Source organism: Kaistia defluvii (assembly GCF_040548815.1).
GTDB classification, from domain to species: domain Bacteria; phylum Pseudomonadota; class Alphaproteobacteria; order Rhizobiales; family Kaistiaceae; genus Kaistia; species Kaistia defluvii_A.
This window is the reverse complement of the sequence record NZ_JBEPSM010000002.1, coordinates 415193-441452: the sequence shown is the minus strand read 5'-3', so window position 1 is coordinate 441452 and position 26260 is coordinate 415193. Positions and strand designations below refer to the sequence as shown.

Below are 26260 nucleotides of genomic sequence, written 5' to 3'. Positions count from 1 at the left end.
CGCCGGCAAAGACCCGCATCGCATCGAGGAAACGCGCTGATGTCGAAACTCTCCCTTGCCGGACCGTGGCAGCTTTCGGATGCCAAAGGCGACGCGATGGGCCCCTGCCCCATCCCCGGTGATGTGCATTCGGCGCTGTTGGCGCAGGGAAGAATCGGGTCGCCCTATACCGGCACCAATGAGGCCGACATGCAGTGGGTCGGCGAGGCGGTCTGGGAGATCGCGCGCGATTTCAACGTGGCGGCGTCGCAGCTGTCCGATCGCTGGGCCGTGCTGGAGCTCGAATTCGTCGACACCTTCGCCGACGTGTTCCTGAACGGCCAGCCGGTGGCGAAGCTCGGCTCCAGCTTCATCCGCCATCGCATCGATGTGACCGAGGCGTTGAAGCCCGGCGCCAACGAACTGCGCATTCGCTTTTCGCCGGCCGGCGCGGAGGCTATCGAGCGCGCGAAGAAGCAGCCCTTCCCGATCCCGTGGAGCGTCTCGAACAACAAAGTTCCCGACCTCAACATGATCCGCAAGGCACAGTGCCATGGCGGCTGGGACTGGGGTCCCTGCCTGATGGTCACGGGCATCTATGCCGAGCCGATCCTGCATTTCTACGAGACGGCGCGGATCGAGGCTGTGCAGATCCGCCAGCGCCATCATGGCGACGGCACGGTGACGGCGATCGCCGAGATCGAGTTGCTGGCGCAAGCCGACATTACGGTCCCCGTGATCTTCGATCTCGCCGGCAAGACCGTCCACGCCGAGGTCAAGGTGTCGGACGAACGGGGTGGCAAGGCGTCCCTGGCCCTGGACATCGAAAGCCCGGATCTCTGGTGGCCGGCCGGCCATGGCGCGCAGCCGCTCTATGAGGCCGTGGTCACGATCCCCGGCGATACGGTTCGCCGCCATATCGGTTTCCGCACGCTCGAAGTGGTCACCGACAAGGACGAGGTCGGCGCCTCGATGTTCTTCCGCGTCAATGGCGTCGACATCTTCGCCAAGGGCGCCAACTGGATCCCGGCCGACTCCCTGCCCGCCGCGATTACGCCGGATCGGATCGAAGCGCTGCTTTCAGCGGCCGTCGAGGCCAATATGAACATGGTCCGGCTCTGGGGCGGCGGCTTCTACGAATTCGACGCCTTTTACGACGCCTGCGACCGCCTCGGCCTGCTGATCTGGCAGGACATGATGTTCTCCTGCTCGCAATATCCCTCGACCCCGGATTTCCTGAACGAGATCGATGCGGAACTGCGCTACCAGATCAAGCGCCTTTCCAGCCGCCCGTCGATCGCGATCTGGTGCGGCGACAACGAGGTGATCGGCTCGCTCAACTGGTTCGAGATCTCGCGCAACAACAGGGACCGCTATCTCGTCAATTACGACCGCTTCAACCGGGTGATCGACAAGGCGGTCCAGGATACCGATGCGGACCGCCGTTTTTGGCCGTCCTCGCCCTGCAATGGCGACATGGACTATGGCGACGCCTGGCACGACGACCGCTCGGGCGACTTGCATTTCTGGGACGTCTGGCACTCGAACAAGAATTTCGACCACTACTATACCGTGCAGCCGCGCTTCTGCTCCGAGTTTGGCTTCCAGTCCTTCCCGTCCATGACCGGCATCCGCGCCTTTGCGGGCGGCCGCGAGAACTGGAACGCAACCTCGCCGGTGATGGAATTTCATCAGCGCGACGGCGCCGGGAATTCCCGCATCATCGACACGATGGCGCGCTATTTCCGCGTGCCCTCCGGCTTCGAGAGCTTCGTCTACCTGTCGCAATTGCAGCAGGCGATGGCGATTGAGACGGCGGTGCGCTACTGGCGCAGCCTCAAGCCGCACTCGATGGGCGCGCTGTACTGGCAGTTGAACGATGTGTGGCCGGCCGTGTCGTGGTCGTCGATCGACCATTCGCTGGCGTGGAAGACGCTGCACTACCACGCCAAGCGCTTCTTCGCGCCGGTCGCGCTGGCCGCCCGCATGCTCGACGGCAAGCTCACTGTCCGCGCCATCAACGACCTGCACGAGCCGGTCGCCATGGAAACGCGGCTGCGGAGTTTCGATCTCGAGGGCACGCTGATTGCCGAGCGCCACGCCAAGGGGAGCATTCCGCCCGACCGCGCGGTCGAAGTCATGGCGATCCCGGCGCCGATCGTCCAGGATCGGTTCTATGTCATCGACGCAATCGTCGACGGCGTCGCGTCGCCGGAGCGTCAGATCGTGGTTTTCCCGGATGTGCCCAAGCGCTTCGAGCTGCCCGAGACCACGGTTTCGGTTCAGGATGTCGGCGCGGGACGCTTCCTGCTTTCGGCCGATGCGCCCGCCTTCCACGTTCGCGCCGAGGCGGAAGGCATTCCCGGCCATTTCGACGACGCCAGCTTCCTGCTTCTGCCGGGCGAACCCCGCATCGTCACCTTCAAGCCCGAAGCCGGCCATGCCTTGCCGAAGGCAGCGGAGCTCACGGTGCACCATCTTGGCGCGACCTATCGCTGAGCACGCAGCAAGGCGCATCAACGAAAAACGGCGCGGAGAGATCCGCGCCGTTTCCGCTTAGAAGCTAGGGCTTAGCGATACCAGCCGCCCGGTGCGTAGACCCATCGGCCGCCGCGCCAGACCCAGTCCGGCCGGCGATAGCGATAGCCCGGACGCGCCGGGACCCAGCCGCCGCTCATCCAAACATAACGACCGCGGCGCCACTGCCAGTGGCCGGGCACCCAGACAAAGCCACGGCGTGGCGGGGGAACGCGTTCGCGACGCGGCGGCGGGGGCCGACGATCTGGATTGGGACCCCACTGCTGCGCCTCGGCCTCGCCGGGCGCCACCGATGCCAAAGGTGCGGCGACAGCCGCAGCCAGCAACCCGGTCAACAGAGAACGTCGAGAAAGCATTATCTTCCATCCCATCAAAATTGAGGACGCGCGAAAGCGCCCGAAGCCACCCGCATAGGCTTCAACGCAGCAGGCAAACATTTCCGTTGCCCGCGATTGCAAAAAATCACAAACGGTAGCCGTTGCGGTCGAGGAAGAGTTTCAGCCGGTCCGGAAACTTCAACAATTTCCGGTCTTTCGCCGCGCAGCTATCGATGTCGCCACCCGTCAGGCAGGTCTCCTCGCCGGGGTCCGTGGCCAGGTTCCAGTGCTTCTGCAACTGCTTGAACGCCTGCTCACCCTCGCCGGCGCGAATGCTCGCCGCGACCCATCCCGCGAGAAAGCCCGGGGACTTCCAGCGCTCGACCGGATCGGAATCGCTCTCAAGCTGGCGCAGCCAGTCGCGATGGGCCTTGGCGAAACGCGGCTCGGTAGTGACGTCGACGAGCTTGCCGTCGCGCACCGACTTGATGACGAGCGGCGCAGCGCTGCAGGCATAGCAGTCGAACGTGTACAGGAAGGCGTTGTCGACCGTGACGATCTCGGCTTCGCCGTCGTCGTTGAGATCCTGGAGGTAGTCGCCATCGCCGTCGAACGAGCCGATCGGGACTGCGACCCAGCCCTTGTCGGTTTCGGTCGCGACCACGACTTCGGAGCAGCAATGCGCGCCACCGGTATAGCTGCTGAAATAGACTTCCTTGCTCTTGTTGGTCGGGTCGATGTCCACGATCGACGCGCTCATCGTCGGCACGGCCATGCCCGAGGCGGTGCCGACATGCTCCAGCACCATCTTGCCGCCAACGCTGACCTGCAGGACAGGAACGTCATCATCCGGATCGATCTTCGGCCGCCGCTCTTGGAAAATACGCGCCGTGATGCCCGAATCGGTGATGGTCGCGTCCTTCGCGCCCTCAGCCAATTCGGCCGTCGGGAAAAGCGGCTTGTCGTCCTCGCCCTCGGACTGCGCGAAGAGCGCCGTCGACGACGCCGTGATCAGGGCCGCCATCGCCATGCCGGCAAGGCCGGTCTTCCAGAGAATTGATCCGCTGCGCAATTTTTCCGTCCCTAGAATGGCCCCGTTACAGCAGTCTAACGACACCGGCTTTCGCCGAACAGAAGTTGATGCCACCATCCCCTCTTTCGCGATCCCGGTTACCGACCGCGGAATCGAATAGACCCGCCTCTCGCAAGGATCTCCTGCATGCCCGACGTCATCCCCTCCCGCACCGGTGGCCGACTCATTGTCGAGGCGCTGGAGGCCAATGGCGTCGAACGCGTGTTCTGCGTCCCCGGCGAGAGCTATCTGGCCGTGCTCGACGCGCTGCATGATTCGGCGATTCTCGTGACGGTGGCACGGCATGAGGGCGGCGCGGCGATGATGGCCGAAGCCTGGGGCAAGCTCGCCGGCAAGCCCGGCATCTGCTTCGTCACGCGCGGACCGGGCGCAACCAACGCCGCCGCCGGCCTGCATGTCGCCATGCAGGACTCGACGCCGATGATCCTCTTCGTCGGCCAGGTTGGCCGCTCCATGCGCGAGCGCGAGGCGTTCCAGGAGATCGACTACCGGAAGATGTTCGGCGACGTGGTCAAATGGGTGGCCGAGATCGATGAAGCCGAGCGCATTCCGGAATTCCTGTCCCGCGCCTTCCAGGTGGCGACGTCCGGCCGGCCCGGGCCTGTCGTGCTGGCGCTGCCGGAGGACATGCTGCGCGAGAAGGCCGCCGTCGCCTCCGTCGGCGCGTCCGAGCCGATCGAGACCTATCCCGGCCTGACCCAGACCGCGCAGTTGCAGAAGATGCTCTGGAAGGCGGAACGGCCGCTGCTGGTGCTGGGCGGCTCGCGCTGGAGCGACGCGGCGATCGCCTCGATGCAGCGCTTCGCCGAACGCTTCGATCTGCCGGTCGGCGTCTCGCTGCGCCGGCAGGGCCTGTTCGACCACGAGCATCCGAATTTCGCCGGCGAGGTCGGCATCGCGATCAACCCCGCGCTCGCCAAGCGGGCGAAGGAAGCCGACCTGCTGATCCTGGTTGGCGGCCGGATGAGCGAGATGCCCTCCTCCGGCTATACGCTGCTCGACATCCCGCAGCCGAAGCAGACGCTGGTGCATGTGCATGGCGGGGCAGACGAACTCGGCCGCGTCTATCGCCCGACGCTTGCCATCAACGCGACGCCGAACGGCTTTGCCGCCCAGCTCGAGGCGGTGCATCCGCCGGCCACCATTCCCTGGAGCGCCGAGACGCGCGCCGCCAACGAATCCTATCGCGCCTGGTCGGAGCCGAAGCCGCGCAATGTCGGCGGCGTCGAGATGGGCGCCGTGATGCGGACGCTTCGGGACCATCTGGACAAGGATGCGATCCTCACCAACGGCGCCGGCAACTACGCCAACTGGGTGCATCGCTATCACCGCTTCCGCGGATCGAAGACGCAACTGGCGCCGACCTCCGGCTCGATGGGCTATGGCCTGCCGGCGGCCGTCGCCGCCAAGCTGCGCTATCCCGAACGCACTGTGATCGCCTTTGCGGGCGACGGCTGCTTCCAGATGACGAGCAACGAATTCGGCACTGCGGTGCAGGAGGGCGCGGCGATTATCGTAATCGTCGTCGACAACGGCATGTATGGCACCATTCGCGCGCATCAGGAGCGCAGCTACCCCGACCGGATCGAAGCGACGAAGCTCGTCAATCCGGATTTCGCAGCTCTTGCCCGCGCCTATGGCGGCCATGGCGAAACGGTAGAGCGGACCGAGGATTTCTGGCCCGCCTTTGAACGTGCCCAGGCAACCGGCAAACCTGCCATCCTTCATGTGAAGGTCGACCCGCAGGCGATCTCCCCCTCCTCGACCATCGACGAGATCAAGGGCAAGAGCCTGAAGGGCTAGCCCGGCGGCTTTCGGCGCTCGCGCGTTCCGGCGCGGGCCAGAAGCGCGACCGGCAGCATGCCGACGAAGACGATGACCAACGCCGCCACCGCGCCATCCTCATAGGTGCCGCGCGCCGCCTCGCCATAGACATAGGTCGCGAGCGTCTCGAAATTGAACGGGCGCAGCAGCAGCGTCGCCGGCAATTCCTTCATACAGTCGACGAAGACCAGCAGGCCCGCCGCGGCGAGCGCCGGCGACAGTAGCGGCATGTGGATGCCGCCGGAGATCCGGGCCGTGCCGGCGCCGAGACTGCGCGCCGCCATGTCGATCGAGGGGGCGATGCGGGTGAAGCCGGATTCGATGCCGCCGATCGAAATCGCCTGGAAACGCAGGCAATAGGCGAGCACCAGCGCGGCGCCGGAACTCATCAGGATCAAACCCGGCGACCGGCCCCAAACACTCTTCACCGCGTCGGCGATCCAGTTGTCGAGGCCGGCGATGGGCACCAGCAGGCCGACGGCCAGCACCGTGCCCGGAATGGCATAGCCGATGCCGGCGAGGCGGATCATGCCATGCAGCGTCTTTCGCCGGGACATCCGGCCGGCCGTAGCGAGGAACAGGCCGACGGCCAGGGTGAGGAGAGCGGCAATCGCGGCGAAGAAGACGCTGTTGCCGGTCCAGACCCAGAGATCGGGCGGCAAGCCGCCCAGCCGGATGCGGCGCACAGCCGAGACGACCAGATAGCTTGCCGGCACCACGAAGCCGAGCAGGATCGGCAGCGCGCAGGCGAGCGTCGCCGACAGCGCCGAGACGCCCGAAAGCGTCTGCGCCATAGCCGGCGTGTTGCCGCGCGGGCCTGAATAATTCATGCCGCTCCGCCCGAGCCGCTCGAGCAGCACCAGCGCAAAGACGATCGCCAGCATGACGAGCGCAATCTGTGCCGCACCTTCGATCGACGAGCGCGTTACCCAGGTGGTGTAGATCGCGACCGTCAGCGTGCGGACGCCGAGGAATTCCGACGCGCCGATGTCGTTCAGCGCTTCCATCAGCGCCAGGCTGACGCCAACCGCCACAGCCGGACGCGCCAAGGGCAAGGCGACAGTGCGAAAGGCGCGGAAGCGGCCCGCGCCCAGCGTGCGCGAGGCTTCCAGCATCGAAGCCGACTGCATGACGAACAGCGCCCGGACCGGCAGGTAGACATAGGGATAGAGGATCAGGCCGAGCAGCAGGATCGCGCCGCCGAGCGAGCGGATCTCTGGAAACGGCAGGCCGCGAGGGTCGCTGATGCCGAAGAGATTGCGAAGGCCTGTCTGCAGGGGGCCGACCGGATGCACGACGTCGAGATAGGCGAAGGCCATGACGTAGCTCGGCACCGAAAGCGGCAGCAGCAGCGCCCACTCAAACAGCCGGCGGCCGGGAAAGCGATAGGCCGTCACCAGCCAGGCCGTGCCGATGCCCAGAATGGTGACCAGGATGCCGACGCCCAGTAGAAGCAGCGCGGTCGTGCGCGCAGCGACGGGCAGGACATTGGCGATCAGATGCGGCCAGAGTTCGCCGGAGCCGCGCGAGGCGAAGAAGACGAGGCCCCCGATGGGCGCCAATGCCAGAAGGGCAACCAGGGCCGAGCCGATGACCCAGGCTCGATCCGAGCGGGCGGGAGCTGCCCGCATCAATGGCGCGGGAAGAACGGAATCACTCATGCCCCGGGGCTTCCGGGGCATGAGGTGTTTCGTGTCGGGCCGAGTGGCCTAAGCATGCGGAGGATCAGCCGTCGAAGCCGACCACGTCGACCAGTTCGCTGGCCTGCTTGCGCTGCTTGGCGACATCCGTCAGCGGCAGCGGGTCGACCGTCAGCGTGCCGAGCTCGGCGATGATCGGGTCGGGCGCGACGCCGGCGCGAACGGGATATTCGAAGTTTGCCTTTGCGTAGATTTCCTGAGCTTCCTGCGAAGCGAGGAATTCCAGCAGCTTGACGGCGTTTTCCTTGTTCGGGGCATTCTTGGCGACGGCCGCGCCCGAGACGTTCACATGCGTGCCGGCCTTGTCCTTGAAGGTCGGCAGGATGACGCGGATCGCGTTGCCCCATTCGACCTGCTCCGGGCCGCCCTTGCCGGACCGCATCAGGCCGACATAGTAGGAATTGGCGATGCCGATGTCGCAGAGATTGGCGAGGATGTCGCGCGCCACGTCGCGGTCGCCGCCGCCGGCCTTGCGGGCCAGGTTGTCCTTGACGCCGGTGAGCCAGGTCTTGGTGGCCTCGGCGCCGTCCTTGGCGATCACTGCAGCGATCAGCGAGGTGTTGTAGGGATGCTGGCCCGAACGGATGCAGACCTTGCCCTTGAAGCGCGGGTCGGCGAGATCCTCATAGGTCAGCGTCTCATCCTTGACCCGATCCTTCGAGGCATAGATGACGCGGGCCCGCATCGACAGGCCGAACCACTGGCCGTTCGGGTCGCGCAGATTGGCGGGGATCGCCTCTTCCAGCACGGCCGACTGGATCGGCTGGGTCAGGCCTCGGTCGGAAAGCTCGATCAGATTGCCGAAGTCGACGACGGACAGCACGTCAGCCGGCGAATTGGCGCCTTCGGTGGCGACGCGCTCGGCGAGGCCTTCCTTGACGAAGATCACATTGGCCTTGATGCCCGTCTCCTTGGAGAACGTCTCCAGCAGCGGCTGGATCAGGCCCGGCTCGCGGGTCGTGTAGACATTCACTTCGCCGGCAGCGGAGGCGGCAAGTGTTGTGGTCGCCAGCAGCGCAGCGGCTGCGGCGCCCTGGATCAGGCGGGTCAGGCTAAGCATAGTGAACTCCGTTCATAGAGGGGGCGGAACCCTGGTCGCCGTCGATGTCCGGCAACTTCTGCCGGCTCCATCCCATCATCGCAAATAGAGGTCAACCGGCAGTCTACGATTTAATCTATAGATTAGATCCGTTCTAATATGGAATGAATCTAGACTAAGGGTGTTTCTCTTGCCGAGACAAGCATACGCTCCAGCGCCCCATCCCAAACCCTTCCAGTCACGATTTCGTGAACTGTGTATTGCAAACTATACACGGGGTCCCGGCGCATCGGCAGTCCAGTCGCCGGCCACGGCCTGCACCAGCGCCAGCGCCGCCACGGCGGCGGTGTCAGCCCGCAGGATGCGGGGGCCGAGCGGGATGGCGGTCACGAAGGGCAGCGCGTGCAGCGCCTCGCGCTCTTCCGGCGAAAAGCCGCCTTCCGGCCCGATCAGCACGGCGAGCGGTCCCTTGGGCAGGCCCCGCAGGATCGAAACCGGGTCCGCGCCCGTCTCATCCTCGTCGCAGAAGATGATCCGGCGCTCCGGCTCGTCCTTCGGCCAGCGCGCGAGCAAGGCCGTGAGTTGCTCCGGCGCTTCGATCTCGGGAATCGACAGCACGCCGCATTGTTCCGCCGCCTCGATGGCGTTGGCGCGCAGCCGCTCGTCGTTCAGCCGCGCCACCTGGGTTCTCCGGGTGATGACGGGGCGGATGTGGCCGACCCCCATCTCGACGGCCTTCTGCACCATGTAGTCGAGCCGCGCCTGCTTGATCGGCGCGAACAGATACATGAGCGGCGATGCCGGCGTCTGCTCGCGCGACAGCGCATCGGCTGTCAGCACGGCGCCCTTGCGGCCGGCCTCGGCGAGCGTCGCCTGCCATTCGCCGTCGCGGCCATTGAAGATCAGCACCGGGTCGCCCTCGCGCATGCGCAGCACATTGACCAGATAGTTGGTCTGCCCCTTGTCCATGACGATGCGGGCGCCCTCGTTGAGCGGGGCGTCGATGAACAGGCGTTGGGTGGTGAAATCATAGCGCGACATCCGCTTCGATTACGCAAAGCATGGCCGCGCCGCAAGGTGGCTGGGCCGTGCGGCTTGACCGGCGCGGGGCGCGGGGGCATTCAGGGCCGACAGCCCCCACCGCCCCCGAGCGGAATCAAGCAAGGCCGCGACCGACTTGACCGATCCCGTCCATAACGCCGGCGAATACTCCGTCTCCGAAATCTCGATGGCGCTGAAGCGCACCGTCGAGGACGCTTTTGGCTTCGTGCGCGTGCGCGGCGAGATTTCCGGCTATCGCGGCCCGCATTCCTCGGGCCACGCCTATTTCGCGCTCAAGGACGACCGCTCGAAGATCGAGGCGGTGATCTGGAAGGGCAATTTCGGCAAGCTGCGCTTCCGTCCCGAAGAGGGCATGGAAGTCATCGCCACCGGCAAGCTGACCACCTTTCCAGGCTCCTCCAAATACCAGATCGTCATCGAGGCACTGGAGCCAGCCGGCGTCGGCGCGCTGATGGCGCTGCTCGAGGAGCGCCGGCGCAAGCTGGCCGCCGAAGGGCTGTTCGACTCGAACCGCAAGAAGCCGATCCCCTATCTGCCACGCGTCATCGGCGTCGTGACGTCCCCGACCGGCGCGGTCATCCGCGACATCCTGCATCGTCTCGCCGACCGCTTCCCGGTGCGGGTGCTGGTCTGGCCGGTTCGCGTGCAGGGGGAAACCTCGGCCGCCGAAGTGGCCGCGGCAATCGCGGGCTTCAACGCGCTTGCCGCCGGCGGCGCGATCCCACGACCCGACGTCTTGATCGTTGCGCGCGGTGGCGGCAGCCTCGAAGACCTCTGGGGCTTCAACGAGGAAATCGTCGTACGCGCGGTCGCGGATTCAGCGATCCCGCTGATCTCGGCCGTGGGCCACGAAACCGACACGACGCTGATCGATTTCGCTTCCGATCTCCGCGCGCCGACGCCGACGGGCGCTGCCGAAATGGCGGTGCCGGTGCGCTCGGAGTTGGTCGGCACGGTCGGCGATCTCGGCCGGCGGCTCGATGGCGCGATGCTGCGGCTGGTCGAAGGCCGCCGCCGCGAGCTGCGCGCCGCGACCCGCGCCCTGCCGCGCCTCGATGACCTGCTCGCCATTCCACGCCGCTCTTTCGACGAGCTCGCCGCCCGCATCGGCCGCGCGCTCGGCGCCAATACGCTGGCGCATCGCGGCCGGCTGGAACGCACCGCCGGACGGCTGTCGCTGTCATCCCTCGACCGCCTCACCCTTCGCGCGCACGACCGGCTGAACGCGCTTGGCGAACGGCAAGGACGCGCGCTTGAGGTTCACGCCGAACGCAAGCGCGCGGGTTTCGCCCGCATCGCCGGCCGGCTGCGCATCGAGCCGATCGCGCAGCGTGTTGCCCGCGGCGGCGCGCAGATCGCCGAGATCGAACGCCGGGGCGATCGCGCCTTTATCCGCATCGTCGAGAAGAACCGTGACCGGCTCGACCGTGCCTGGCAACTGGCCGAGACGCTTTCGTATCGGAGCATCTTGGCGCGCGGCTTTGCGCTGGTGACGGATGCCGAGGGCAGGACGGTGCGCACGGCCTCGAAGGTCGCCAGCGGCGACGCGCTGACGATCAAGTTCCAGGACGGCGAGATCGGTGCGATCGCGGCCGGCGGCGCCGCCGAACCGCGCCCCAAGAAGGCGGCCAAGCCCAAGCCGCCGACGCAGGAAAGCCTGTTTTAGGTCTCGCTCGAGCCATTCTATTCCACACTGGCCAAGATGAGGCGACGCGATCATAGAGAGTCGCCTGCCCGTATCGCAAAGACGCCAAGACCAGCCCCAATCTCGGGCGTCATCCCGGGCGCAGACCCGGGATCCATTCAGCCGGGTTGCGAAGGTGCGAGACTCCCGACGCTCCGGCTGTATGGATCCTCGCCTTCGCGAGGATGACGGCCGGCGGGTGGGTCCTCACGCCAGCTCTGGCAAATCGCGGAAAAGCGCCAGCGCCTCCGGGTTGGCCAGCGCTTCCTGGTTTTTCACCGGGCGGCCATGCACGATCTCGCGCACGGCGAGTTCGACGATCTTGCCGGATTTGGTGCGCGGGATATCGGCGACGGCGAGAATCTTCGCCGGCACATGCCGCGGCGAGGCGCCGATGCGGATCCTGTCGCGGATCGTCTTGCGCAACCCGTCGTCGAGCTCGGCCCCCTGGCGAAGGCGGACGAAAAGCACGACGCGCACGTCGTTGTCCCAGTCCTGGCCGATCGCCAGCGCCTCCAGCACCTCGGGGATTTGCTCGACCTGGTTGTAGATTTCCGCCGTTCCGATGCGCACGCCGCCCGGATTGAGGGTGGCGTCCGAGCGCCCATGGATGATCAATCCGCCATGCACCGTCCATTCGGCGAAGTCGCCATGACACCAGACATTGTCGAAGCGATCGAAATAGGCGGCGTGGTACCGGCTACCGTCCGGATCGTTCCAGAAGCCGATCGGCATGGAGGGAAACGCCTTGCGGCAGACCAGTTCGCCCTTGCCGCTGGCGAGCGGCGTTCCGTCCTCGTCCCAGACATCGACGGCAAGGCCAAGCCCGGGACCCTGGATCTCGCCCTTCCACACCGGCTTGCCAGGAATGCCGAGCACGAAGCAGGAGACGATGTCCGTGCCGCCGGAAATGGAGGCCAGGTGAATATCCCTCTTGATGCCGTCATAGACGAAGGAAAAGCTCTCCGGCGCCAGCGGCGAACCGGTCGAGGCCATCATCTGGAGCGTCGCAAGGTCGTGCGTCTCGATTGGCCTCAGACTCGACTTGTGCAGCGCGTCGATGAACTTGGCCGAGGTCCCGAAGAAGGTCATTCGCTCGGCATCGGCGAAATCGAACAGGATGTTGCCGTCGGGATGGAACGGCGATCCGTCATAGAGCAGCAGCGTTGCCCCGACCGCGAGGCCCGAGGCGAGCCAGTTCCACATCATCCAGCCGCAGGTGGTGAAATAGAACAGCCGGTCGCCCTCCCCGACCCCGGAATGCAGGTGGATCTCCTTCACATGCTGCAGCAAGGTGCCGCCGGCCGAATGAACGATGCATTTCGGCACGCCCGTCGTCCCCGACGAGAACATGATGTAGAGCGGATGCGCGAAGGGGGTGGCCGCATATTGGACCTCCCGCGCCTGGAACGGCGCCAGGAAATCCTCCAGCGCAACGCCGTGCGCAAGCGTCGGGGCGACCGCTGACGCCGTGCCGATATAGGACACGATGACGGCCGCGCGGAGGCTGGGCAGGCTCGGCACGATTTCAGCGAGCTTGGCCGCGATGTCGATGGTCTTGCCGGCATAATAGTAGCCATCGCAGGCAAGGAAAACGGTCGGCTCGATCTGGCCGAAGCGGTCGAGCACGCCGCGCGGGCCGAAATCGGGCGAGCAGGACGACCAGATCGCGCCGATCGAGGCGGTTGCCAGCATGGCCGCGACCGTCTCCGGCATGTTGGGCATCATCGCGGCGACGCGGTCGCCCGCCGTGACGCCGGCATCGAGCAGCGCCTGCTGCAACCGCGACACCAGCGCGTGCAGTTCGTCCCAGCTCAGTCGGCGCTTCACCCGATCCTCGCCCCAGAAGACCAGCGCATCGGCATCGCCGGACTTCCGGAGCAGGTTTTCCGCGAAGTTCAGCGTCGCATCGGGAAAGAACTGCGCCCCCGGCATCCGATCGCCGTCCACCAGCAGCCGCTCTCCCTTCTCGCCGACGATGCCGCAAAAATCCCAGACCAGATCCCAGAATGCCGCCCGGTCGTCGATCGACCACTGGTGCAGAGCCTCATGGTCGGGGAAAGGCAGGCCGGTCCATTCCGCCGCCGCGGCGCGAAAATGCGTCATCGGATGCACGGCCATACGCGCCGCCGACGGCGTCCACAAAGGAGACTCGGAAGCGGGCGAAACAATCGGAGACGTCATGGCGGAACGGCCCTTTCCGAGTAGGTTGCAGTGCGGCAAAATTTCGCTGTCTTGCCATGGATATCCGCAGCCTGCCGCCAAGTCACGCGGGAAACCTTGCCGAGTTTGGCTAGAAAGGCCTTGCGAAATCACGGAATTCTGCCTATCCGGGAGCCATTCGGTCGTGGCACCTTCCGAAACGTTAGGGGCAATCGTCACCGGGTGACATGAAAAAAATCCTATTCGCCCTCGCAACGATTCTGATCCTTTGCGGCGCCTTCGTCCTTCTGGCGCCCAAGCTGGTCACCATCGAAGCCGTTCGTCGATCGCTGACGCGCGAAGTCGCAGGCTGGAGCGGGCGCGCCCTGACCTTTGACGGCACGCCGACCGTCGCCTTCACCCCCTACCCGACCGTCACCTTCTCCAAAGTGCGGATCAGCTCGGACAAGGATCCGCAGCCGCTGGTCGAGATGGACTCCCTGTCGGCTGAGCTGAGCTTCCTGCCGCTGCTGATCGGCCGGGTTCGGCCGTCCCTGCTGGAGCTCGACAATCCGGTGTTCCGCTTCGGGGTCAACGAGAAGGGCCTGCCGAACTGGACGCTGCCGCGGGCGCTGCGCGGGGATTCCGAACTCGGCCGCCTCGTCATCCGCTCCGGCACGCTGCACTATCGGGGCCAGGACCAGAGGGAACTGCTTCTGACCGGCGTCGATGCGCGGCTCGACTGGCCCGATCCCGCCGCCACGGCCAGCATCAAGGGCAGCGCCGTCTGGCAGGACGAGCCATTCGACTTCAACGGCTCGATCGGCACGCCACTCGACCTGGTCAGCGGCCGGCAGACGGCGCTTCGATTCGCGATCGCCTCGACGCCGCTGCGCGCCAGCTTCACCGGAACGGTGTCCAACCTGGCCGACCCGGAAGGGGAAGGCGACCTCACCGTCACCACGCCGTCGATCCGGCGACTTGCCGGCATCTTCGGCATGCCGATGGGCGAAGGCTCGACGCTGGGCAGCGCCTCGATCGAATCCCCGACCAGCCTCGCCGCCCGGACCCTGACCTTCTCGAACGCGAAGATCAGCGTCGATGGCAATGAGAGCGAGGGCGCGCTGTCGATCAACTTCGCGCATGGCCGCCCCGCCGTGCAGGGGACGCTCGCCTTCGAGAGCCTCGACCTCTCCGCCTATGCAGAGGCGCTTGTCAGCATGGTCACGGCGGCCCGCACGACGCCCGACCTGCCCTTCCCGCTTGGCGCGCTCGACAGCAACGACCTTGACCTGCGGGTCTCGGCGGCTCAGGTGCTGCTGGGAAGCGCGCGGCTGGGGCGTACCGCGGCATCGGCGACGATCCGCGACGAAAGGCTGAACCTCTCGGTCGGCGAGGCGCTGCTCTATGGCGGCCGCCTGTCCGCAAGCCTGTCCGCTTCGCTGCAGGACGAGGCCGCCTCCGCCTCGCTCCAGGGCCGCATCGACGGCCTGCCGGTCCGCGCTGCGCTCTCCGACCTGTTCGGCATCAGCCAGCTCGACGGCACCGGCTCGGGCACGGTCAATCTCTCGGCCCATGGCACCAACTGGAACGGGCTGATGGCCTCGCTTGTCGGCAGCGGCAAGGCGACGATCACCGACGGCACGTTCGAGGGCGTCAACATCGCCGCGCTGTCGCAAGCGATCACCGCAGACGGGACGATGAGCGGCAACCTGCTTGGCGGCTCGACCAAGTTCACCCAGGCCGACGGCACCTTCGCCATCAACGCCGACCAGATCGCCGCGCCCTCCATCCTGGTGACGGGCACCGGCTACACCATTGCGCTTTCCGGCGAAGCGCCGCTGCAGGCGACTTCGCTGAGCGCGCGCGGCGAGCTCACGATCGACCGCGCCACCGGCGCAACCAGCACGCCGATCCGGGTGCCCTTCATCGTCGGCGGCAATTGGGAGCATCCGACTTTGGTACCGGACTTCAGCGGTCTATCGCGCAGAAGCGATGCGGCGCCGGCAATAGGACCGGTGCGCCGCATGGCGCACACGCTGCTGCCCGCCATCCGCTGAAGGCTTCAGACCATGCGCTGGATGGTCTTCTTGCGCCACACGAACCAGTAGTAGCTCGCCTGCATCGTCAGCATCGCGATATAGGCGATCGGATAGGCGGCCCAGACGCCGTTGATGCCGAAATGGCCGGAGAGGCCATAGGCCACGGGGAGCTCGACGCAGAGGATCGCGACGATCGAGATCAGCGTCGGCACCAGCACGGTGCCGCTGGCGCGCATGATGCCCGCCAGCACGCTCGAAATGCCGAAGACGATATAGCCCCAGAGCACGATGTGCAGCAGCGTCTGGGCCAGTTCGATGACGGGATCGCTGGTGATGAAGAGGCCGATCAGCGGCCGCGAGAACAGGTAGCAGAGCGCCACCAGCCCGCCGGTGATCAGCAGCGTCAGCTGGATGCCGGTGCGCGTGATGATCCCGAGCGTCTCGGCGCGGCCTGCTCCGATCGCCTGGGCGCCAAGGATCGACGCGGTGATCGCGATCGAGATCGCCGGAAACTGCACATAGTTGACGACCATGTTGACGGTGCCATAGGCGGCCGTCGCATCCGAGCCGAACGAGTTGACCAGCGCCAGGACGGCAATCTCCGCCAGGGAGACGAGGATCAGTTGCACGCCGGAAGGAATGCCGAGCTTCAGCACCGAGAGCAGCAGCCGGCCATCGATCCGCAGATGGCGGATCAGAACGGCATCCGGCGCCAGCGGATGCTTGCGGCGGCGCATGTGGAAGAAGAGCCAGACGAGCGCGATCAGGAACGAGACGATCGAGGCGTAGGCGCCGCTGGCGACGCCCAGCTGCGGCAGTCCGAACCAGCCGCGGATCAGCGCCGGCGTCACCAGAAGCCCGGTGACGGTCGAGATCGTCAGCGCATAGAGCGGGGTTACGGTATCGCCGACGCCGCGCATCATCGAGGTCATCAGCAGGAACACGAACAGCCCCGGCATGGCGATCAGCATGATGCGGGCATAGGCGGTGGCGCCCGGAAGAATGTCCGCCGGTGTTCCGACCAGCTTCAGGATCGGCGCGGTGAACAGGCCGCCAAAGATTGCGACCACGGCGCCGAGCAGGATCGCCACGGTCAGCGTCGTGCCGGCAATCGCCTTGACGGTTTCCAGCTTCTGCGCGCCATAGGCCTGGCCAATCAGCACCGAGGCGCCGGCACCCAGGCCGATGGTGAAGGAAATGAACAGGAACAGGATCGGGAAGAAGGCGGCGACCGAAGCGAGTGCGCTGACGCCCAGCATCTGGCCCAGATAGATGTTGTTCAGAGTACCCGACAGAGCCTGGAGAATGTTGCTCAGAATCATCGGGCCGAGGAAGACGAGAAACGTCCTCCAGAGCGGCGGCAGGGACATCGACAGTCTCCGGATGCGGATCAGACAGCCTCGAAGGCGGGGCCGGCCAGCTTGGCGGCGTGCTCCCGGATGTCCGCGGGCCAGTTGTCGATCATCTGGCGAAACCGGTCTCTGTCGCCGGCAAACAGCGCCCGACCGGCTTCTTCATAGCCGGGCTGATCGCCGGCCATGGCCGTCATGAAACGCTGAGCCGCTTCCTGCGCCCGGCGGGCGCGGTCGCGGCCTTCATTCTCACGCCGGGCCTCATCAACCAGCTTGCGCAACGCTACCGAAGCGCCTCCCGGCTGACTGCCGAGCCATTCCCAATGCCGGGGCAGCAGCGTCACTTCGCGGGCGACGACGCCGAGCTTGGGCCGGCCGGGCCCGCGCGGCGCCGCGGTCGGCGCGACGGGCACCCGGGCGGGTGCGGAGACAGCGGGTGACGTAGATATGCCCTGCCCCAGCCGCGCCAGCACATCGCTGGCCGTGCCTCGGAAATCGACCTCGATCGATCGGCTGGTCTCGTCGTCGAACAGCAGGACGGGCTCTCCGCCCTCATCCACTGCCGCCTTGCTCTTGAGCGCGACATCCGGCAACAGCCCCGTCGCGATGCGCCGAAGGCCTTGAAACGCCGTGCAGTAGATTTGTTGCGGAATGCTCATCACCACGCCTTTCAGGAAGCAGACGCGCTTTGTATCCGGGTAAAACGAACAGAGTCAATATTACCCGGGTATTTTGTGCAGTCCGTCCGTATCAAACGCCCTGAATAGCGAGTCGTTCCGCACGCTGCCGTTCAACTTCGCGTTGTTTGGTAACGACCGAGGCAATGATGACGCCGGTGGCGACGATGGCGATCAGGATCGAACAGATCGCGTTGATCTCCGGCGTCACGCCGAGACGAACCTGGCTGTAGATCTTCATCGGCAACGTCGTGGCGCCCGGCCCCGTGGTGAAGCTGGAGATCACGAGATCGTCAAGCGACAGGGTGAAGGCCAGCATCCAGCCAGCCACGACGGCGGGCAGGATCAGCGGCAGGGTGATGGTGAAGAAGGTGCGGAAGGGCGGACAGCCGAGATCCAGCGCCGCCTCCTCCAGGCTGCGGTCAAAGGTAACCAGCCGCGACTGCACGACCACGGCGACGAAGCACATGGAGAAGGTGATGTGCGCCAGCGTCAGCGTCCAGAAGCCACGGGCAAAGCCGATCGCGACGAAGAGCAGCAGCATGGCGAGGCCGGTGATCACTTCGGGCATCACCAGCGGCGCGTAGACCATACCGGAGAATAGCGTGCCGCCCGGAAAACGGCCGAAGCGCACCAGGGCGATCGCTGCCAGCGTGCCGAGCACGGTGGCGAGCGTCGCCGACAACAGCGCGACGCGGATGGTCACCCAGGCCGCGTCGAGCAGGCCCTGATTGCTCAGCAGCGACACATACCACTTGGTCGAGAACCCGCCCCAGACCGTCACCAGCTTGGAGGCGTTGAAGGAATAGATCACCAGCAGAACGATCGGCAGATAGAGGAAGGCGAAGCCGAGCGTGATCGAGGTGACGTTGAACCAGGAAGCGCCGCGTCGCATCATGCCCCTCCCAGCGCAAGGGTTTCAGACAGGCTCGTCCGTGTGGTTATCGTCCGCATGAGCCTACTCCGACGCTTTCTTCTGGGCATTCTGGAACAGCATGATGGGCACCACCAGGATCGCCAGCAGAACGACGGCGACTGCAGCTGAGACGGGCCAGTCACGATTTGAGTTGAACTCGGCCCACAGCGTCCTGCCGATCATCAGCGTATCGGAACCGCCGAGCAGATCCGGGATGACGAACTCGCCGACGGCCGGGATGAAGACCAGGAAGCAACCGGCGACGACGCCGGGCAGCGATAGCGGAAAAGTGATCTTCCAGAACGCCTGGATCGGCGGGCAGCCGAGGTCGGCGGCCGCTTCCAGCAGCGTCTCATCGAGCTTTTCCAGCGTCGCGTAGAGCGGCAGGATCATGAAGGGCAGGTAAGAGTAAACGATGCCGATATAGACGGCGAGCGTCGATGGCAGGATGTTAAGCGGCTCGCTGATAATGCCAACACTGAGCAAAAGCTGGTTCAGCAAACCTTCAGGCTTCAGGATGCCGATCCAAGAATAAACTCGGATCAGAAATGATGTCCAGAATGGCAAAATCACCAACATCAAGAGCGTCGTACGCCACTCTTTTCTGGAGCGCGCCATTCCGTAGGCGATCGGATAGCCGATGAGCAGGATCAGGAAGGTCGAGATCAGCGCGATTTGAACACTTGAAAGATAGGACTTCCAATAGAGCGCGTCATCCGTAAGTAAAACGTAGTTGGCGAAGCTGAATTCCTGGAGCTGCCCCCACAGAGCGGCTAAACCATTGGTGAAGTCTAGCAACGGTGTGTAGGGCGGCATGGCGATCGCCGTGGCGGACAGCGAGATCTTCACCACGATCAGGAACGGCGCCAGGAACAGCACGATCAGCCACAGATAGGGGATCGCGACGACCAGCCAGCGCAGGCGGGAATGGCCGGAAGAAGAGTTGCTCAGCGCCATCATCTACCTCGTCAGCACGACGCCGCCGTCACGAGACCAGGTCAGCCAGACCTTGTCGTCCCATGTGATCGGCCGCTCGACAAGACGGGTCGTGTTGGTGATGGTGGCCTTGACGGTCGCGCCGGTCGCGAGCCGCACGTGGTAGATCGAAACGTCGCCGAGATAGGCGATGTCCCAGACCTCGCCGGTGACGGCGTTGACGCTCGGATCGGCCGGGGGCGACAGCGAGATCGCGACCTTCTCCGGCCGAACCGCGAACCAGGCATGGTCGCCAAGCTTGGCGCCGCCATCCTGCGTCACCTGAACCTTGGCGCCGGTGCCGTCGCAATCGAGCGTCGTCACGCCGCCTTCGGTCGAGCTGATATGGCCTTCGAGCAGGTTGATGTCGCCGATGAAATCCGCGACGTAGCGCGAATTCGGCTGTTCGTAGATTTCCGCCGGCGTGGCGATCTGGACGATCTTGCCCTGGTCCATCACGGCGATGCGGTCGGCGACCGTCATCGCCTCTTCCTGGTCGTGCGTGACGATGACGAAGGTCATGCCTAGCTTCACCTGCAGGTCGATCAGTTCGAACTGGGTCTCCTCGCGCAGCTTCTTGTCGAGCGCGCCGAGCGGCTCGTCGAGCAACAGAACCTTGGGTTTCTTGGCCAGCGAGCGGGCGAGCGCGACGCGCTGCTTCTGGCCCCCGGAAAGCTGGTGCGGCTTGCGCTTCGCGAACTTTTCCAGCTTCACCAGCGCCAGCATCTCGTCGACGCGCGCGGTGATATCCGGTTTCGGCATGCCGTCCTGTTTCAGGCCGAAGGCGATGTTGTCCCAGACATTCATGTGCGGGAACAGCGCATAGGACTGGAACATCATGTTGGTCGGGCGGCGATAGGGCGGCACGCCGACCAGGTCCTGGCCGTCGAGCATGACATGGCCGCTGGTCGGCTCCTCGAAGCCGGCAATCATGCGCATCAGCGTGGTCTTGCCGCAGCCCGACGGTCCGAGCAGCGCGAAGAACTCGCGTTCGTAGATGTTCAGGGAGAGATCGTCGACGGCGGTAAAATCGCCAAACGTCTTGGTAACGTTCTGGAACTGGATGAACGGCTTGGCCGCCGGATCATTCCAGGGCGCAAAGGCCCTGCGGATCGGCCCCAGCGATTTGCCCGTCGAGAGAGACTTACCAGCCATGCGGCCTCCACCCCGTGTTCCATGCCGTCAAGAAAAGGCCCGGTACAAGACCGGGCCTCTTTTGTCCACTCAGGTGCCGCTCTTGATCTTCGTCCAGAGCCGCGTCACGACGCGTTGAACTTTCGGATCGTTCGGCGTCGTCGTGTAAAGCTTCTTCATCACGTCGGCCGGCGGATAGATCGTTGGATCCTCCATGATCGCCTTGTCGACGAAGGCCTGAGAATCCTTGTTGCCATTGGCATAGGCGACATAGTTCGTTGCCTTGGCGATGACTTCCGGCTTCTGGATGTAGTTGATGAAGGCCAAGGCCGCCTCGGGGTTCGGGGCATCCTTCGGGATCGCCATCGAATCCATCCAGAGCAGGCCGCCCTCCTTCGGAATGGCGTAGCCGACTTCGACCTTGTTGTTGGCTTCAGTCGCGCGGGCGCGGGCCTGGATCACGTCGCCGGAATAGCCGAAGGCCAGGCAGATGTCGCCATTGGCCAGCGCCTGGATATATTCGGACGAGTGGAACTTGCGGATATAGGGACGGACCTTCTCGATCAGTTCGCCGGCCTTGGCGATCTCGGCCGGGTCCTTCGAATCGGGCGGCAGGCCCAGATAGTTGAGCGCAGCCGGGATCACGTCATCCGGCGAATCCAGCATGTAGACGCCGCAATCCTTGAACTTCGAGACCACTTCCGGCTTGAAGAACATGTCCATCGAGTCGACCGGCGCGTCCGGCATGGCCGCCTTGATCTTCTCGACATTGTAGCCGATGCCGGTGGTGCCCCACATGTAGTTCACGGCGATCTTGTTGCCGGGATCATAGGTGGCCAGACGGGTCGTGATCTCGTCCCACATATGCGAGAGGTTCGGGATCTTCGACTTGTCGAGGTCCTGGAACACGCCGACATCGATCATGCGCTTCAGGTTACGGTCCGTCGGCACGACGATGTCGTAGCCCGAACCGCCGGCGAGCATCTTGGTTTCCAGGATTTCCATGGAATCATAGACGTCGTAGACGACCTTGATGCCGGTTTCCTTGGTGAAATCGTCAATGATCGACGTGTCGATGTAATCGGACCAGTTGAAGATATGGAGTTCCTTGTCGGCGGCATTGGCGCCGCTGATCGCTCCGACGGTCAGCATCGCGGAGAGGGCGACGCCGCTGAAGACATGCTTGATCATACAATTCCCCTAGATACAGCCGCGCTAGAGTGAACGAACCGGCCACAATCCTGTCCTAAGATTCAGACGTTAGAAGGCTTTTTGGCCTACCTCAACCGTTTACTGCGCCATTCGCAGAGACCGGAAGCCGCATGCCGAACCCGTCCAAGTTGACTTCGGTTCAGCCATGGCGACACTCCGGAGACAGTCGCCTGCAAGCCGAGGGGAAATCGTGGCAAAACGGAAGAAGGGCACCAAGGGCATCGAGGGTGATGTCCGCGGCGTCAAGTCGCTGGACGAGGCCCGGGACTGGCTCAAGGCGCGCGGCATCGAGGACATCGAATGCGTCGTGCCCGACCAGGCAGGCGTTGCGCGCGGCAAGATGATGCCGGTGCAGAAGTTTCTTGCCGGCCCGACCATGTCGATGCCCGGATCGATCCTGACCCAGACCATCACGGGCGACTATCCCGACGATGACGACCGCTTCGAGAGCGACGCAGCCGACCAGGACGTGATGTTCGAGCCGGACCTGTCGACGCTCTGCGTCGTGCCGTGGGAGGCCGATCCGACCGCCCAGGTCATCCATGACGGCTACCACCGCGACGGCCGCTCGGTCGAGACCGCGCCGCGCCAGGTGCTGCGCCGCATCGTCGAGCTCTATGCGCATCAGGGCTGGCGGCCGGTGGTGGCGCCGGAGCTCGAATTCTACCTGGTCAAGCCGAACACCGATCCCGACTACCAGCTGGAGCCGCCGACCGGCCGGTCCGGCCGGCCCGAAGCCGCTCGGCAATCCTATTCGATCGCCGCGATCAACGAATTCGACGACCTGTTCGACGACATCTATGACTTCTCCGAGCAGCAGGGCCTCGAGATCGACACGCTGATCCACGAGGAAGGCGCCGCGCAGATGGAGATCAATCTCCTGCACGGTGACCCGCTGGCGCTGGCCGACCAGGTGTTCCTGTTCAAGCGGACGATCCGCGAGGCGGCGCTGCGGCATGACATGTACGCCACCTTCATGGCCAAGCCGATGTCGCGCGAGCCCGGTTCGGCCATGCACATCCACCAGTCGGTGATCGACGTCGAGACGGGCAAGAACATCTTTTCCGACGCCGACGGGGACCCGACCTCCAAGTTCTTCGCCTTCATCGGCGGATCGCAGAAATACCTGCCGGCCGTGCTCTGCATGCTGGCGCCCTATGTGAACTCCTATCGCCGGCTGGTGCGTTCGTCCTCCGCGCCAGTCAACACGCAATGGGGCTATGACAACCGCACCGTCGGCCTGCGTGTGCCGAACTCCAATCCGGCGGGACGGCGCCTCGAAAACCGCCTGCCCTCCTCCGACGCCAATCCCTATCTGGCGATCGCCGCGTCGCTCGCCTGCGGCTATCTCGGCCTGGTCGAAGGGCTGAAGGTCGGGGACCCGGTGTCCGGCTCCGCCAATTCGAACGAGATCGACCTGCCGCGCGGCCTGCTCGAAGCCGTCGCCCTGTTCGAGGAACAGGAAGAACTGGCCGAGATCTTCGGCGAGCGCTTCGTCGCCACCTATGGCGCCATCAAGCGGGCGGAATACGAGACCTTCATGCAGGTGATCAGCCCGTGGGAGCGGGAATTCCTGCTGCTGAACGTCTAGTGCCGGGCGACTCCGGAAGAGGGAAAGCCGATCTGGAAAGGACCCTACCCTTCACCTCTCCCTGAGGGAGAGGTCGACGGCCGGAGGCCGGCGGGTGAGGGGTTAGGGAACCATCCGGAAAGGCCGTAAACCCTCACCCGGCTCTTCGAGCCGACCTCTCCCTCAGGGAGAGGTGAAGTACAGGCTGGCGTGCCTGCCGACGCCGAAACAGCGCAACCGGACCTGCTCATGACGAAGCCATCCAACGCGACTGCCGACTACCGCGCCCGCGACGCGGCGCACCACATCCATGCCTTTTCCGACATGAAGAGCCTGAACGCCGAGGGCAGCCGGGTGATCGTCCGGGCCGAAGGCTCCTGGATCTGGGATTCGGAGGGCAACCGGATCCTCGACGGCATGTCCGGGCTCTGGTGCGTGAATATCGGCCACGGCCGCAAGGAAATCGCCGAGGCCGTGCAGCGGCAGATGGCGGATTTCTCGTTCTACAACACGTTCTTCAAATCGACCCATCCGCCGGCGATCGCGCTGGCCGAAAAGCTCGCCGAAATCACCCCGCCGCAGTTCAACCGGGTCTTCTTCGTCGGCTCCGGTTCGGAGGCCAACGACACCGTCATCCGCATGGTCCGCCACTATTGGGCGAGCCTCGGCCAGCCGAACAAGACGGTGCTGATCGCACGGAAAAATGCCTATCACGGCTCGACCATGGGCGGCGGCAGCCTCGGCGGCATGACCTCGATCCATAGCCAGGGCGGGTTGCCAATCCCAGGCATCCACCACATCGCCCAGCCCTACTGGTTCGGCGAGGGCGGCGAGATGAGCGAGGCCGAGTTCGGCAACTTTGCCGCGCGCGAGCTGGAAAAGGCGATCGACGAAATCGGCGAAGACAATATCGCCGCCTTCGTCGCCGAGCCGATCCAGGGCGCCGGCGGCGTCATCATCCCACCCGCCACCTATTGGCCGGAAGTGAAGCGCATTCTTGCGCAGCGCGACATCCTGCTGGTCGCCGACGAGGTCATCACCGGCTTCGGCCGCACCGGCAACTGGTTCGGCTCCGAAACCTTCGGGATCGAACCGGACCTGATGTCGATCGCCAAAGGCATCTCGTCGGGCTATCTGCCGATCGGCGGCGTCATGGTCTCCGACAAGGTCGCGGACGTGCTGTATGACGCCGGCGAGTTCCACCACGGCTTCACCTATTCGGCGCATCCCGTCACCGCGGCCGCAGCGCTCGAAAACCTCCGCATCATCGAGGACGAGAAGCTGGTCGATCGGGTGCGCGACGATATCGGCCCCTACCTCCAGCAAGGCTGGCGGGCGCTCGGCGATCATCCGCTGGTCGGCGAAGCGCGCATGACCGGCCTGATGGGCGCCATCGAGCTGGTGCCGAAAAAGCCATCGCGGGCGGCGAAATTCGCCGATACCGGCAAGGTCGGCACGATTGCCCGCGACATCTCGCTGGCCAACAACCTCGTCATGCGCGCGGTTCGCGACAGCCTGATCATCGCGCCGCCGCTGACGCTTTCCCATGACGAGGCCGACCAGTTGCTCGCCTCGGCCCGCAAGACACTTGACGACACACAGGCCGAATTGAAACGGCTGGGCCTGCTGTGAGGCGCGCATGAACAAGCTGCATGCTCCCTCCTGGTATGCTGAAACGGCCGACCCGACGCTCGCCTTCCCGCCGCTCGACGGCGACACCAGCGCCGACGTCGTCATTGTCGGCGGCGGCTATACCGGCCTGTCGGCCGCGCTGCATCTGGCAGAGGCCGGCATCGACACAATCCTGATCGAGGCCGAGAAGGTCGGCTGGGGCGCTTCGGGGCGCAATGGCGGCCAGTTGCATACCGGCCAGCGCCGCGACCAGGATTTTCTGGAGAAGCGCCTCGGCAAGGGGGCGGCGCATGAATTGTGGGACCTGGCGGAAGAGGCGAAGGCGCTCGTCCATCACCTGATCGCCAAGCACAAGATCGACGCCGAATGGCGGCCGGGCCTGATCGAGACGGTGCACAAGCAGCGCCTCGTCGACGAAGAACGGCACTATGTCGACAAGCTGAACCGCGATTACGGCTATGCGCCGGCCGAATGGATCGACCGCAAGCAACTGGCGCCGATGATCGGCACGGACAGCTATTTCGGCGGCCGCCTCGACCGCACCGCCGGCCACCTGCACCCGCTCAAATTCGCGCAAGGGCTGGCGCGCGCCGCCGCGAAGGCCGGCGCCCGCATCCATGAGGGCACGGCGGCGACCCGGCTCATCGATGGCGCGACGCCTGTCCTCGAGACACCGCGCGGCCGCGTTCGCGCCGAAACCGTCATTCTCGCCGGCAACGGCCTGCTCGACGGCATCGACCAGGAGGTCGAAACCCGGGCGATGCCGATCAAGAACTTCATCCTCACCACCGAGCCGATCGGCGCGGGTGGCGCGGGCGGGCTCATTCCCGGCGGCGAGGCCGTCTCGGATTCGCGCTTCGTCGTCTATTACTGGCGCCCCACGCCCGACGGCCGCATCCTGTTCGGCGGCGGCGAGACCTATTCGCGGACCGACCCGACCGACATCTTCGCTTTCGTGCGCCGGCATCTGCTGAAGATCTACCCGCAGCTGGCGCGGACGCGGATCGACCATGCCTGGGGCGGCACGCTCGCTGTCACGGTCAATCGTCTGCCCTTCCTGCGCAAGGTGCGCCGCGGCGTCTACGCGGCATCCGGCTATTCCGGCCAGGGCGTGGCGCTGGCGCCGTTCGGCGGCAAGATTCTCGCCGAGGCCATTCTCGGCAATCCCGGCAAGCTCGACGCCTTTGCCGCGCTCCCCTGCCCGCGTTTCCCGGGCGGCAAGCTGCTGCGCTGGCCGGCGCTGGTCGCCGGCATGAGCTGGTATGCCCTGCGCGACCGTATCTGACGCGAGGTCAGAGCTGCCAATACGGGCGTCTATGACAGCGATGTCATTTTCCTGGACAATCTGTCGCACCGCCAGTTGACGCCAACT

19 protein-coding genes are annotated in these 26260 nt (G+C 65.2%); 7 read left to right on the top strand and 12 right to left on the bottom strand.

Features of this window, described 5'->3' with window-relative positions; all coding sequences use genetic code 11:
* Positions 1 to 39 precede the first annotated feature (39 nt).
* Positions 40 to 2478 carry a beta-mannosidase gene (locus ABIE08_RS15075; protein WP_354552267.1) on the top strand — a complete coding sequence of 813 codons (2439 nt, stop codon included), beginning with the start codon at positions 40 to 42 and terminating at the stop codon, positions 2476 to 2478.
* 71 nt (positions 2479 to 2549) lie between these two features.
* On the opposite strand, the gene ABIE08_RS15070 is transcribed toward ABIE08_RS15075, so the two are convergent.
* The gene (locus tag ABIE08_RS15070) at positions 2550 to 2873 is read right to left on the bottom strand and encodes a twin-arginine translocation signal domain-containing protein (RefSeq protein WP_354552803.1); all 324 of its coding nucleotides are present in this window, start codon (positions 2871 to 2873) and stop codon (positions 2550 to 2552) included.
* A gap of 106 nt (positions 2874 to 2979) precedes the next feature.
* A complete protein-coding gene (locus tag ABIE08_RS15065; RefSeq protein ID WP_354552844.1) occupies positions 2980 to 4179 on the bottom strand; it encodes a hypothetical protein in 1200 nt (399 codons plus the stop codon).
* On the opposite strand from ABIE08_RS15065, the gene ABIE08_RS15060 reads away from it, so the two are divergent.
* Positions 4129 to 5730, top strand: coding sequence for a thiamine pyrophosphate-binding protein (locus ABIE08_RS15060; protein WP_436409558.1), 1602 nt, complete (start codon positions 4129 to 4131; stop codon positions 5728 to 5730). The two genes, ABIE08_RS15065 and ABIE08_RS15060, sit on opposite strands and share 51 nt — an antisense overlap.
* Here the strand turns inward: ABIE08_RS15060 and ABIE08_RS15055 are convergent.
* The 3 genes from ABIE08_RS15055 to ABIE08_RS15045 all read right to left on the bottom strand — a co-directional run bounded on the left by ABIE08_RS15055 (position 5727) and on the right by ABIE08_RS15045 (position 9531).
* Positions 5727 to 7412, bottom strand: coding sequence for an ABC transporter permease (locus ABIE08_RS15055; protein ID WP_354552265.1), 1686 nt, complete (start codon positions 7410 to 7412; stop codon positions 5727 to 5729). The genes ABIE08_RS15060 and ABIE08_RS15055 overlap by 4 nt on opposite strands.
* Before the next feature lie 64 nt (positions 7413 to 7476).
* Positions 7477 to 8511: a Fe(3+) ABC transporter substrate-binding protein gene (locus tag ABIE08_RS15050; RefSeq protein ID WP_354552264.1), complete on the bottom strand. Its 1035-nt coding sequence runs from the start codon at positions 8509 to 8511 to the stop codon at positions 7477 to 7479.
* Positions 8512 to 8757: 246 nt separating this feature from the next.
* Positions 8758 to 9531 carry a 16S rRNA (uracil(1498)-N(3))-methyltransferase gene (locus ABIE08_RS15045; RefSeq protein WP_354552263.1) on the bottom strand — a complete coding sequence of 258 codons (774 nt, stop codon included), beginning with the start codon at positions 9529 to 9531 and terminating at the stop codon, positions 8758 to 8760.
* Positions 9532 to 9718: 187 nt separating this feature from the next.
* Between ABIE08_RS15045 and xseA the strand changes: the two genes are divergently transcribed.
* Positions 9719 to 11218: an exodeoxyribonuclease VII large subunit gene (xseA, locus tag ABIE08_RS15040; RefSeq protein ID WP_436409570.1), complete on the top strand. Its 1500-nt coding sequence runs from the start codon at positions 9719 to 9721 to the stop codon at positions 11216 to 11218.
* A 225-nt stretch (positions 11219 to 11443) separates the two neighbouring features.
* Here the strand turns inward: xseA and ABIE08_RS15035 are convergent, their stop codons facing one another.
* Complete coding sequence (locus ABIE08_RS15035; protein ID WP_436409557.1) at positions 11444 to 13357, bottom strand: acetoacetate--CoA ligase; 1914 nt, start codon at positions 13355 to 13357, stop codon at positions 11444 to 11446.
* 269 nt (positions 13358 to 13626) lie between these two features.
* Here ABIE08_RS15035 and ABIE08_RS15030 point away from each other — a divergent pair, with 269 nt between their 5' ends.
* Positions 13627 to 15438 (top strand): AsmA family protein, encoded by a 1812-nt coding sequence (locus ABIE08_RS15030; protein ID WP_354552259.1) that lies wholly within the window; start codon positions 13627 to 13629, stop codon positions 15436 to 15438.
* A gap of 5 nt (positions 15439 to 15443) precedes the next feature.
* Here the strand turns inward: ABIE08_RS15030 and ABIE08_RS15025 are convergent, their stop codons facing one another.
* From ABIE08_RS15025 to ABIE08_RS15000, 6 genes are all read right to left on the bottom strand, one after another.
* Positions 15444 to 16790, bottom strand: a complete 1347-nt coding sequence (locus tag ABIE08_RS15025; protein ID WP_354552258.1) for an MATE family efflux transporter — start codon at positions 16788 to 16790, stop codon at positions 15444 to 15446.
* Between the two features lie 20 nt (positions 16791 to 16810).
* Complete coding sequence (locus ABIE08_RS15020) at positions 16811 to 17431, bottom strand: DUF2239 family protein (RefSeq protein WP_354552256.1); 621 nt, start codon at positions 17429 to 17431, stop codon at positions 16811 to 16813.
* A gap of 91 nt (positions 17432 to 17522) precedes the next feature.
* Positions 17523 to 18344 carry an ABC transporter permease gene (locus tag ABIE08_RS15015; RefSeq protein WP_354552255.1) on the bottom strand — a complete coding sequence of 274 codons (822 nt, stop codon included), beginning with the start codon at positions 18342 to 18344 and terminating at the stop codon, positions 17523 to 17525.
* Positions 18345 to 18407: 63 nt separating this feature from the next.
* Entirely contained in the window at positions 18408 to 19322 is a 915-nt protein-coding gene (locus tag ABIE08_RS15010; RefSeq protein ID WP_354552254.1) for an ABC transporter permease subunit, read from the bottom strand.
* A gap of 3 nt (positions 19323 to 19325) precedes the next feature.
* Entirely contained in the window at positions 19326 to 20495 is a 1170-nt protein-coding gene (locus tag ABIE08_RS15005) for an ABC transporter ATP-binding protein (RefSeq protein WP_354552253.1), read from the bottom strand.
* A 69-nt stretch (positions 20496 to 20564) separates the two neighbouring features.
* The gene (locus tag ABIE08_RS15000; RefSeq protein ID WP_354552251.1) at positions 20565 to 21665 is read right to left on the bottom strand and encodes a polyamine ABC transporter substrate-binding protein; all 1101 of its coding nucleotides are present in this window, start codon (positions 21663 to 21665) and stop codon (positions 20565 to 20567) included.
* A gap of 211 nt (positions 21666 to 21876) precedes the next feature.
* Between ABIE08_RS15000 and ABIE08_RS14995 the strand changes: the two genes are divergently transcribed.
* The 3 genes from ABIE08_RS14995 (at position 21877) to ABIE08_RS14985 (ending at position 26173) form a co-directional block, all read left to right on the top strand.
* Complete coding sequence (locus ABIE08_RS14995) at positions 21877 to 23277, top strand: glutamine synthetase family protein (RefSeq protein WP_354552250.1); 1401 nt, start codon at positions 21877 to 21879, stop codon at positions 23275 to 23277.
* 228 nt (positions 23278 to 23505) lie between these two features.
* Positions 23506 to 24888, top strand: a complete 1383-nt coding sequence (locus tag ABIE08_RS14990) for an aspartate aminotransferase family protein (protein ID WP_354552249.1) — start codon at positions 23506 to 23508, stop codon at positions 24886 to 24888.
* Between the two features lie 7 nt (positions 24889 to 24895).
* On the top strand, positions 24896 to 26173 hold the full coding sequence (locus ABIE08_RS14985; protein WP_354552248.1) for an NAD(P)/FAD-dependent oxidoreductase: 1278 nt from the start codon (positions 24896 to 24898) through the stop codon (positions 26171 to 26173).
* Positions 26174 to 26260: the final 87 nt, after the last annotated feature.